This window comes from Promicromonospora sp. NPDC060271 (assembly GCF_042726755.1).
In the GTDB taxonomy this organism is placed as follows: domain Bacteria; phylum Actinomycetota; class Actinomycetes; order Actinomycetales; family Cellulomonadaceae; genus Promicromonospora.
This window is the reverse complement of sequence record NZ_JBHXBG010000189.1, coordinates 1-10060: the sequence shown is the minus strand read 5'-3', so window position 1 is coordinate 10060 and position 10060 is coordinate 1. Positions and strand designations below refer to the sequence as shown.

General features: G+C 70.6%; 9 protein-coding genes, 1 tRNA gene and 1 pseudogene. 7 read left to right on the top strand and 4 right to left on the bottom strand.

Annotation, left to right across the window (positions count from 1 at the left end; translation table 11 throughout):
• Positions 1–310 (top strand): hypothetical protein (locus ACFWE2_RS22000; RefSeq protein ID WP_377226339.1); only part of this gene is annotated, 310 nt, incomplete at its 5' end.
• Between the two features lie 14 nt (positions 311–324).
• Here ACFWE2_RS22000 and ACFWE2_RS21995 read toward each other — a convergent pair.
• A pseudogene (locus ACFWE2_RS21995) lies at positions 325–465 on the bottom strand (FmdB family zinc ribbon protein); the annotation flags it as partial.
• Between the two features lie 330 nt (positions 466–795).
• Between ACFWE2_RS21995 and ACFWE2_RS21990 the strand changes: the two are divergent.
• The gene (locus ACFWE2_RS21990) at positions 796–3339 is read left to right on the top strand and encodes a penicillin acylase family protein (protein WP_377226338.1); all 2544 of its coding nucleotides are present in this window, start codon (positions 796–798) and stop codon (positions 3337–3339) included.
• A gap of 31 nt (positions 3340–3370) precedes the next feature.
• On the opposite strand, the gene ACFWE2_RS21985 is transcribed toward ACFWE2_RS21990, so the two are convergent.
• On the bottom strand, positions 3371–4021 hold the full coding sequence (locus ACFWE2_RS21985; RefSeq protein ID WP_377226337.1) for a 5-formyltetrahydrofolate cyclo-ligase: 651 nt from the start codon (positions 4019–4021) through the stop codon (positions 3371–3373).
• A gap of 227 nt (positions 4022–4248) precedes the next feature.
• Between ACFWE2_RS21985 and ACFWE2_RS21980 the strand changes: the two genes are divergently transcribed.
• The 3 genes from ACFWE2_RS21980 to ACFWE2_RS21970 all read left to right on the top strand — a co-directional run bounded on the left by ACFWE2_RS21980 (position 4249) and on the right by ACFWE2_RS21970 (position 6208).
• Positions 4249–4860: a GNAT family N-acetyltransferase gene (locus ACFWE2_RS21980; protein WP_377226336.1), complete on the top strand. Its 612-nt coding sequence runs from the start codon at positions 4249–4251 to the stop codon at positions 4858–4860.
• A 60-nt stretch (positions 4861–4920) separates the two neighbouring features.
• Positions 4921–6033, top strand: a complete 1113-nt coding sequence (locus tag ACFWE2_RS21975) for a hypothetical protein (protein ID WP_377226335.1) — start codon at positions 4921–4923, stop codon at positions 6031–6033.
• Positions 6034–6135: 102 nt separating this feature from the next.
• A tRNA-Ala gene (locus ACFWE2_RS21970) sits at positions 6136–6208 on the top strand.
• A gap of 151 nt (positions 6209–6359) precedes the next feature.
• On the opposite strand, the gene ACFWE2_RS21965 is transcribed toward ACFWE2_RS21970, so the two are convergent.
• Positions 6360–7787 carry an MFS transporter gene (locus ACFWE2_RS21965; RefSeq protein WP_377226334.1) on the bottom strand — a complete coding sequence of 476 codons (1428 nt, stop codon included), beginning with the start codon at positions 7785–7787 and terminating at the stop codon, positions 6360–6362.
• 172 nt (positions 7788–7959) lie between these two features.
• On the opposite strand from ACFWE2_RS21965, the gene ACFWE2_RS21960 reads away from it, so the two are divergent.
• Complete coding sequence (locus ACFWE2_RS21960; protein ID WP_377226333.1) at positions 7960–8343, top strand: hypothetical protein; 384 nt, start codon at positions 7960–7962, stop codon at positions 8341–8343.
• A gap of 21 nt (positions 8344–8364) precedes the next feature.
• On the opposite strand, the gene ACFWE2_RS21955 is transcribed toward ACFWE2_RS21960, so the two are convergent.
• Positions 8365–9099: a helix-turn-helix domain-containing protein gene (locus tag ACFWE2_RS21955; RefSeq protein ID WP_377226332.1), complete on the bottom strand. Its 735-nt coding sequence runs from the start codon at positions 9097–9099 to the stop codon at positions 8365–8367.
• Positions 9100–9332: 233 nt separating this feature from the next.
• On the opposite strand from ACFWE2_RS21955, the gene ACFWE2_RS21950 reads away from it, so the two are divergent.
• On the top strand, positions 9333–9992 hold the full coding sequence (locus tag ACFWE2_RS21950; protein WP_377226331.1) for a DUF4097 family beta strand repeat-containing protein: 660 nt from the start codon (positions 9333–9335) through the stop codon (positions 9990–9992).
• The last annotated feature ends 68 nt before the right edge of the window (positions 9993–10060 follow it).

The following is a 10060-nucleotide window of genomic DNA, read 5'->3' as shown; positions in this document are numbered from 1 at the left end:
GGTCCAGGGCTGGACCGACCTCGATGCCAAGTGCCGACCTCAGCGACGAGCACCGCACTCACCACGCAAGGGCGAGCAACGGACCGAACAAGGGCCGCGGGATCAGGCGGAGGCGGCCTTCGACGTGCTCGACCCGCTCGACGACGATCCGGAGGTCGCGGACGAACCGGAAGAGCCCGACGACCCCGACGACGAGGACGACGACCCGGAGCTGTCCGCGGACGAAGCGCTCGACGAGCCGGAGGAGGACTCAGACTTGCCCGGCTTCACGGTGCTGGTCGTCGACGTGCTGCGCGAGTCCGTGCGGTAGAAGCCGGAGCCCTTAAAGGTGACGCCCACAGAGCTGAACACCTTTCGCAGCTTGCCCTGGCACTCGGGGCAGACGGTCAGCGAAGAGTCGCTGAACTCCTGGTGGATGTCGAACGCGTGGCCGCAGTCGGCACACCGGTACGCGTAGGTGGGCACGTGCACTCCTCTTGAACATCAGGCCGGGCGGAGCGTCGCGCGCTCACTGGAACCGGCTCTGGCACTCGGGGTTTCCGAGTGCCAATAGTAACGGCCCCGTGGTGGGGGATAGTCCCTGGACCTCCCGCGTGTGTTCACGCCGTGTGTTCACTCCGGCCCGTTCACGCAAGGACAGGGGCGGGCGGTAGTCTCCAGTGCGTGTCCGCGACCACTGCCGCCGAGCCCGTAGAGCCCGCCGAAACAGCAACCTCCGACGGTGCGGTACCGACCAAGCCCCGTCGGACTCGCACCACTCGTGTCCGCCAGTTCATCGTCGGCACCGCCGTCATCATGGTGCTCGTCCTCGTCGCTCTGACGACCTTCGCCTGGCTGACCGCACGCCGGCCGCTGCCGGAGTACTCCGGGGAGATCCAGGTCGAGGGACTGAGCTCCGACGTGCGCGTCAGCCGCGACGCCCAGGGCGTCCCGCAGATCTACGCCGACTCGGCGGAGGACCTGTTCCGCGCGCAGGGCTACGTGCACGCGCAGGACCGCTTCTTCGAGATGGACTACCGCAGGCACGTGACCGCGGGCCGTCTGGCCGAGCTCGTCGGCAACAACGCCGACGCGATCCAGGCGGACATGGTCACCCGCACGTTCGGCTGGCGCCACGTCGCGGAGGAGGAGTTCAACATCCTCGACGACACGACGCGGCAGTACCTGCAGGCGTACGCGGACGGCGTCAACGCCTACCTCAAGAACCGCAGCCCCGCCGAGACCGCGTTCGAGTACACGGTGCTCGACGTCAGCGTCGAGGTGAACGAGCCGGAGACGTGGACCCCGATCGACTCGCTGGCCTGGCTCAAGGCCATGGCCTGGGACCTGCGCAGCAACTACGACGACGAGCTGGACCGGGCTCTGGCCTACGGCACGCTCGACAAGGACGCGGCGCGAGTCAACGAGCTGTTCCCGGCGTTCTCGGCCACCGGCAACGCGCCGATCCTGGACCCCGCCGAGGCGGGGGCCACGCAGGCGACGCAGCAGACCCAGGCGACCCAGACGATGTCGGCCACCGGGCACGCCTACGAGAGCCCGCACCTTACGGAGGCAGTGGAGTCCGCGCAGCGGGCCCTGGACGCCGTCCCGGTACAGATCGCGCGCGGCGAGGGCACCGGCTCGAACTCGTGGGTGGTGTCCGGCCAGTACACGGAGTCGGGCAAGCCGCTCCTGGCGAACGACCCGCACCTCGACCTCGCGGCCCCCGGTATCTGGGCGCAGGTGGGCCTGCACTGCAACCAGGTGGGCCCGGAGTGCCCCTTCGACGTCTCCGGGTTCTCCTTCTCCGGCTTCCCCGGCGTGATCATCGGCCACAACGCGGACATCTCCTGGGGCCTGACGAACATGGGCGCCGACGTCACCGACTTCTTCATCGAGCGGGTCCGCAACGATACGTACCTGCGCGGCGTAGACGAGTGGGTCGAGATGGACAAGGAGACCGAGGTGATCCGGGTGGACGGCGGAAGCCCGGTCGACCTGGAGGTCCGGCGGACCGTGCACGGCCCGATCATCTCGTCCGTCATGGACGAGGCCACCATGGACGCCGTGCGCAGCTCACCGACCGAGGAGCAGAGCGGTCAGTACGAGATCTCGCTGCAGTGGACCGCGCTCAAGCCGGGCCGCACCGCCGACGCCGTGTTCGAGATGAACCGTGCGAAGACCCCTGCGGACATGAAGGCCGCGGCCGCGAAGTTCGAGGTCCCGTCGCAGAACATCGTCTTCGCCACCACGGACGGCCACATCGGCTACCAGGCGCCCGGCAAGATCCCGGTGCGCGCCAGCATCCCCGGCGCCGTGGAGTCCGACGGCTCCTGGCCGCGCCCGGGCTGGGACGCCCGCTACGACTGGACCGGCTACGTGGCCCCTGAGCAGATGCCCGGCGTCGTCGACCCGAAGGAAGGGTTCATCGTCGCGGCCAACCAGGCGGTCCTGCCCAGCGGGTCCGGGCCGTTCATCACCCGCGACTGGGACTACGGGTACCGGTCGGAACGGATCCGCAAGCTCATCAGCCAGCGCATCGCGGAGGGCCGCAAGCTCACGGCCGCCGACATGTCGGAGTTCCAGATGGACCAGTGGAGCGTGTTCGCCGAGACCCTGGTGCCGGTGCTGCGCGAGGTCGAGCTGCCGGCCGGCTACGACTCGGACGGCCAGAAGCTCCTGGACGAGTGGGACGACTACTCCATGGACCCGGACTCGGCGGCTGCCGCCTACTTCGCGGCGGTGTGGCGCAACCTCCTGGAGATCACGTTCAACGACGAGCTGCCGCAGCCCATGTGGCCCGACGGCGGCAGCCGCTGGCTCGCCGTGATCCAGGGCATGCTCGACGAACCGGACGACGAGTTCTGGGACGACAACTCGACGGTCGCGGTCGTGGAGAGCCGCGACCAGGTGCTCACGGAGGCGCTGGTCAGCGCACGCCAGGACCTCACGGTCGAGCTGGGCAAGGACACCAGCGACTGGGAGTGGGGCACGCTCCACCAGCTCAAGCTGCAGCACCTCGTGCTCGGCGGGCCGAGCATCCCGACGCCGCTGGCCGCGTACATGAACCCGGCGCCGGTCAAGGTCGGTGGCGGAACCTCTGTGGTGAACGCCACCGCGTGGGACGCCTCCAGCGGCAGCTTCGACGTGACGAGCGGCCCGTCGATGCGCATGGTCGTCGACCTCGCGGACCTCGACGCCTCCACCTGGGTCGTGGTGACCGGCACGTCCGCGCACCCGGCGTCCGCGCACTACGACGACCAGCTCGAGGCCTGGGCGACGGGCGAGACCTTCCCGTGGCCGTCCAGCCCCGAGGCGGTGACCGCCGCGCAGGAGGACGAGCTGACCCTCACCCCGTGAGGCAGGCCGCCTGCTCGGCGGGAGGCGGGTTCTAGCTCCCGCCGAGCAGGCGCCAGTCGGTCGTCGTCGCGACGGCGTCCACGCGGATGTCGTGCTCCTCGAGCGGGAGCGGGTGGTCCGCGGCGTCGTACACCTCTTCCGGGAAGACGACGGCGATCACCTTCGCCCCCGGCCGCAGGTGCGTGAGCGCACGGTCGTACCAGCCGCCGCCCTGCCCCAGCCGCACCCCACGGGTGTCGACGGCGATAGCCGGCGCCAGGACGACGTCGGCCAGCTTGATGGCGTCGGTGCCCAGCGTGGCGCCGCCGGGCTCGGGCGGACGGCCCGGCGCACGTTCGAGGAGGTCGTGCGAGCCGGTGTAGTCGGCCCAGTCGCGGGCCAGCCCGGCCCCGAGCACGGGGAGCAGCACGCGGACCCCGCGGTCCATGAGGCGGTCCAGGAGCGGCAGCATGCCGGGCTCGGCGCTCCGCGCCGCGTACGCCGCAACACAGCCCGCGTCGCGAACGTCGGGAATTGACTCGATGATGTCCGCTAGCGATTCGGCCGCCTGGGCCCGTTGCCTGGCCGACCGATGGCCGCGTTGCGCACGGATCGCGCGGCGAAGCTCTTCCTTGGCGTCACGCGTCTCCATCCCGGGTGTGACGGGGTAAGGCTGTGGCGTCGGAACAGAGATGCCGCTCATGACCGCTATTGTGCCAAGACTCCGAGACAAGATTGTTACGAACAGCGTACGAAGAAGGCGAGAACATGACCGAGCGGCTGCTCGACGGGTCCTGCACCACCGAGCGTGGTAGACCCGCTCCAACGCCGGGATTCGTCTTGGGACGTGGCAAGGGGCGAACGATGATGCCGTCGAGCAAGTCGGACGTGCCAGAAGGCACGACGGGAAAGTTTGTTAAGGGGTGGACGGTGGCCAAGCCATGGCCGGTGACGCTGCGCGAGGACACGTCGGCAGGTGCGGTAGTGCTGCGCCCTCTCCGTCGGCGGGACGCGACCGACTGGTCCAGGCTCCGGGCCGAGAACGCGGCCTGGCTGGAGCGTTGGGAGGCGACGGCGCCCGGTGCGAACCGGTACATCGCCTCGACGTTCGGTGAGTACGTGCGCTCGCTCTCCGCGCAGGCCCGCGCAGGGACGTCGCTCCCGTTCGGCGTCGAGCTCGACGGCGCCCTCGTGGGGCAGCTGACGGTCTCCTCCATCACGTGGGGATCGATGTGCTCGGCGAGCATCGGCTACTGGGTGAGCGAGAGCGTCGCCGGTCGGGGCGTCATCCCCACGGGCGTCGCGATGGCGACCGACTACGCGTTCTTCCTGGGGCTGCACCGCATCGAGATCAACATCCGGCCCGAGAACAAGCCGAGCCTTCGTGTGGTCGAGAAGCTCGGGCTGCGGGACGAGGGCGTGCGTGAGCGCTTCCTGCACATCCAGGGTCAGTGGCGGGACCACCGAACCTTCGCCGTCACCCGCGAGGAGGTCCCTGAGGGGCTGCTGGCGCGCTGGCAGCGCCTGCGGGACGCGCCCTGACGGCAGGACACGCCGCGCGTGGTGCCGCTGGGCGCGGCGATGCTCGCCTAACGTCGTGTCGTGGAATCGACTGCAGGACTGACAGCCGCGGCGCTGTTCGTCCTGTGGCTGGGCTATTGGCTGCCAAGCCTGGTGCGTTACCGGTCAGAGCTCGCGGACTCGCGGGTGCCCGACCGGTTCTCGGCAGGGCTGCGCATCGTCGCGATGAGTGGCTCCGGACGGAAAGGAGGGGCGATGGTTACTGACGGCAAGCCGCGGGGGACCGGGCAGGGTGTGCCGCGCGTCGCCCGCCCGACCCCGAAGGGGCACCCGCTCCAGATCATGGTCCGTGGCCGCCCGCTGACGGCGGAGCGCATCCGCCGGGTCGAGCGGCGTGCGCGGCGGGCCGCGCGTGCCCGGCGTCGTCTCATCGTCTCCGCTTTCCTGCTGGTGTGCAGCATCGTCGCCTGGGTGCTCGTCGGACTCGACCGGCTGCACTGGGGCACGGCGGTCGCGCCGTCCGCGATGCTGCTGTTCGTGCTGTTCCTGGGTCGCCGTGCGGCCCGGGCGGCACGGCGGGCGGACGCCCGGTGGCAGGCGACCGTGCGGGCGGCGAGGCAGCGTGCCACACAGGCTCGCGTCCTCGCGAACGGCGGGCCCTACGCGCCGCGAAACCGGGCGCAGGTCACCGGCCTGGCGATCCACGGCTCGAGCACGCAGACGCAGGCGATCCCACGGGTCGTCCGCAAGGACGTGCTCGACGAGATCCTCGACGGCCCGGCGCAGCCGAAGGTCATCGAGGTGCCCGTCGAGGACGAGGCGCAGGCGGAGGATCCGGTAGCGGAGCCGGCGAAGCGGGAGGAGCCGCCGAGCGGGCGTGCCTGGGACCCGGTCCCTGTCCCGCTGCCCACCTACGTGACCAAGCCGGCGGCGCCGCAGCGGCAGCCGGCGGCACTTCCGGCCTCGTCGACGGCGTCCAGGGGCCCGGCGGCATCTTCGGGTCCGACGGCGGGTCGGCAGCCCGGGTCCGGTGCGGTGCTGCCGCCGTCGATCCCCGTGTCCGGCTCCGCCCGGGCCGGCGCCGACCCGGTCACCGAGGACGAGCTCCTGCGGGGCGAGCCGCCGCGCATGAAGTCCGAGACGCTGGGCAAGCCGCTGGAGGAGATCCTGGCGCGACGCCGGGCGGCGGGGTGATGTCGCCGGTCCAGGTCGCGCGGGCCACGTGTCCGTGACCCGCGCGACACCGGAAGAAGTTGCGGATCACCTGAGTTGAAGTGCTACTCTTCTGCAGTCCGAGGGGCTATGGCGCAGTTGGTAGCGCGCTTCGTTCGCAATGAAGAGGTCGGGGGTTCGAATCCCCCTAGCTCCACCCGGTGAAGGCCGCTGAACCGCTCGAAAGAGCAGGTCAGCGGCCTTCGACGTTCCCGAAGGGCGTCCGGTGTCGGATCGGCGCGACGCGGCTGACACGGCCGGAACCCCCCCGGGTACTCGTCAGGCACCCGTGGGCGTCCGCGAACGGGTCAAGCCGCGACGTCGGCCGTCGCCTGCGTTGGCGCGGTGGCCCGCAGGGTCGCCGTCGCCAGGACGGCCCCGACGAGAGCGACCACCGCTGCGGCGACGAACGCCGCGGAGAAGCCGGTCGTGAGCACCGCGGCGTCACCGCCCTGGTTCGCGCCGTACGACGCGGCCAGGGCGGTCACGACCGCCAGGCCGAGCGCGGAGCCGATCTGGTAGCTCGTGTTGACGATGCCGGAGGCGAGGCCACCCTCCTCCGGCTTGGCGCTGGCGATGGCGGTGTTCAGCGAGGGGATGAACGCCAGTGACATACCCAGCGCGGCCAGCAGCGAGGCAGGCAGCACGTCGATCCAGAAGCTGCCGTCGGCGCGGATGAACGAGAGCCAGAACAGGCCCGCCGCCAGGACGGCCATGCCGGTCACCGTCGTCGCCTTGGCGCCGAACCGTGCCGTGACCCGCGGTGCGAGGGCGATCATGCCGATCATGATCAGCGCGGTCATCGGCAGGAGTGCCGCACCGGACGGGAAGGCCGAGTAACCGAGCACCTGCTGGAGGTACAGGTTCAGGAAGAACCACATCGGCACCCAGGCCGCGCCGAGCAGGAGCTGCGCGAGGTTCGCGGCGCCGAGGTTCGGCGCACGGAAGATCGACAGCGGCACGAGCGGCTCGCGCTTCTTCGCCTGGACGGCGACGAAGACCAGCAGCGCGGCGATCGCGCCGATCAGGACGCCCCACGTGGCGGGCGCACCCCAGCCGACCTCGGGCGCGCGGACGATGGCGAAGACGGCGCCGCCGAGCCCGCCGGTCGCCAGCAGCGTCCCTACGACGTCGACCGAGCCGCGCGATGCGGCGCCCGCCGGCAGCAGGACCGAGGCCGCGACCAGCGCGACCAGGGCGATCGGGATGTTGATGTAGAAGACCCACGGCCATGAGGCGTACTCGGTGATCAGGCCGCCGAGGAAGACCCCGGCAGTGCCTCCGGCGGGTGCCGCGGCGCCGTAGAAGGCGAACGCCCTGGGCAGGTCCTGCGGCGTCGGGCCGAAGACCAGCATGAGGAGCGTCAGGGCCGACGGCGCGATCAGCGCGGCGCCGACGCCCTGCGACGCGCGTCCGACGAGCTCCACGACGGGCTCCTGGGCAAGGCCGGCGACCAGCGATCCGGCCAGCAGCACTATCCAGCCGAGGCTGAAGATCCGGCGCGCGCCGAAGAGGTCCGAGAGGCGCCCGCCGAGCAGCAGCAGGCCGCCGAAGGTGACGACGTAGGCGTTGAAGACCCACGACAGGTTCTCCTGGGAGAACCCGAGGTCCTGCTGCATCTTCGGCAGCGCGACGCCGATGATCGAGGTGTCCATGATGACGATGAACTGGGCCAGGGCGATGAGGCCCAGCGCCTGCCAGCGTCTGGCCGGGCGCTGGGTTGATGCCTGTGACATGGCTTGCTCCTTACCGGGAGGTACGGCATCCGTCGGGGACCCGGCGGACCGCGGCCGTGTGGCCACGGGAGATTCGTACCCCCATGGGGTATCCAGTTCAACCTTCGGCGCATGTGGCCCATGTCATACCTCCGGTGGGTATGTCGATACGGGCAGGGGGTATGATCCGGTGGTGCTCGAGACTCCACCGGTTCGCTCCGCCACGACGATCCCCGGGCTGACGGCGTGCAGCCTCTGCGCCGGAGAGACGCTGGGCGAGAACGACGTACCAGGCGGGCAGCTCGGCCGGCTGCGCCGACTGGACGCCGGCGGTGTCGCGCGCCTGACCCTGTCCGAGTGCCTGGATGAATGTGAGCGCGGGGACGTCGTCGTCGCGCGCCCCAGTGGCGCCGGGCGTGCCGCCGCCGGCAGGCCCGTGTGGTTCGAGCGTCTCGCCGGCGACGAGCCGACAGCCCGGCTCCGCGAGTGGCTCCAGAGCGGCGGTCCGGGTATCGAAGACGTCCCGGCGGAGCTGTCGCCGCTGATCATCGACCGGACGGGCTCGAACGACGCCTGACCCGCTGGTCGGGACCGGCGCTCAGGACGGGTCGTCCGAGGGGGTCCCGGACTTCGTGTGGAGGATCTCGCGCGCCTGCGCAGCCGCCCGCACGAGGCTCTCGCTGATGAAGTCCATGAAACGCGCGATGTTCTCGAGCCGTTCGCCCGCCGGAGTGCCGCGGCCGAGGACGCTGACACCCTGTCGTGCGGACTTGGCGAGCTCGGCGTTGGACTGTGCGGTGCCGATGATCGACTGGTACCAGACGTCGTTGTCGGCGACGTAGCGCTCGCGGCGACCCTCGCCGGGCTCGCGGCGCACGAGGCCCTGGCCCTCGAGGAACGAGATCGCCTTGGAGACGGAGGCGGGGCTCACGTCCAGGCGCTGGGCGAGCTCGGCCGCCGTGACGCTGCCCGCGTCGGCGGTGAGGAGGCAGGTCAGCACTCCGGCGCCGATGCGGGGCACGCCCGACTGCATGAAGAGGGTGGTGAAGGACTCCTCGAACTCGCGCACCGCCTCGGCGTCGCGTCCGTGAGCCTGGGGGAGCGCCTCCTGCCCGCGGGGTGTCGTCTGCTTGCGCCGGTGGGCGCGACGCTCGGCCGCCCGGTGGGCCAGGTCGGCGCGGTAGTCGACGGGACCGCCGTTGCGTAGCACCTCGCGGGTGACCGTCGAGGTGGGCCGGTCGAGCCGTCGCGCGATCTCCGCGTAGGGCAGGTCGTCGGCCAGCCCCAGTGCGATCTGCTGACGTTCCTGCTTGGTGAGCCTGCCACCCGGCATAGCGATCTCCTCGGTGCTCGTGCGGACCCTCAGAATAGCGTTCAGTTCTGGCCAGTGCAACGTAACCTGGCAGCCGTGTTGCGTTAATTCTTGGCGGTGCGCAACGATTTATTGAGTCTGACCTGCACAAACAGGTATTCAACGCAACAACAGTGTTGCCTGATCAGCGAACGCAACGTAGCGTTTCCGATATCAGAAAGTAAGAGCGCTACCGAGCACAGGAGCTGGACACCATGCAGACCTTCGACACCCCGAACCCGATCACCACCGTCCTGGACATCCCCGCCGCCCGGGTCCGGCTGATCGCCGCCGACCGGACCGACACCGTGGTCGAGGTCCTCCCCGCGGACGCCACCAAGGGCCGCGACGTGCAGGCCGCGCAGCGCACGACCGTCGAGCACGCCGACGGTGTCCTGCGGATCACGACACCGGTCAAGCACGAGGTCCTCGGCGCCTCCGGGACCATCGAGGTGACCGTCCAGCTTCCCGCCGGCTCCAACGTCCAGGGCAAGGCGGCTACCGCCGAGCTGCGGGGCGTGGGCCGGTTCGGCGACGTCGCCCACGAGGCCTACGGCGAGATCAAGCTCGACGAGGCAGCAACCGTGAAGCTCACCGCCCAGGCCGGTGACATCGTCGTTGGTCGTCTGAACGGTCCCGGACAGATCAGCACCCTGCAGGGCGACATCACCCTCACCGAGGCAGCCCACGGCAAGGTCGTGCTGACCACCCAGGCCGGCAACGTGACCGTCGGCGTCACCCCCGGTGTGTCCGCCTCGCTGGACGCCGGCACCTCCATGGGCCGGATCGAGAACACCCTCAAGAACACCGGCACCCCCGAGGTGCAGATCCACGCGACCACCACCCAGGGCGACATCACCGCACACAGCCTCTGAACACCACCCACCCCCCCCCCCCCCCCCGGGGGGGGGGGGCCCCCCCCCCCCGCCCCCCCCCGCCGCGC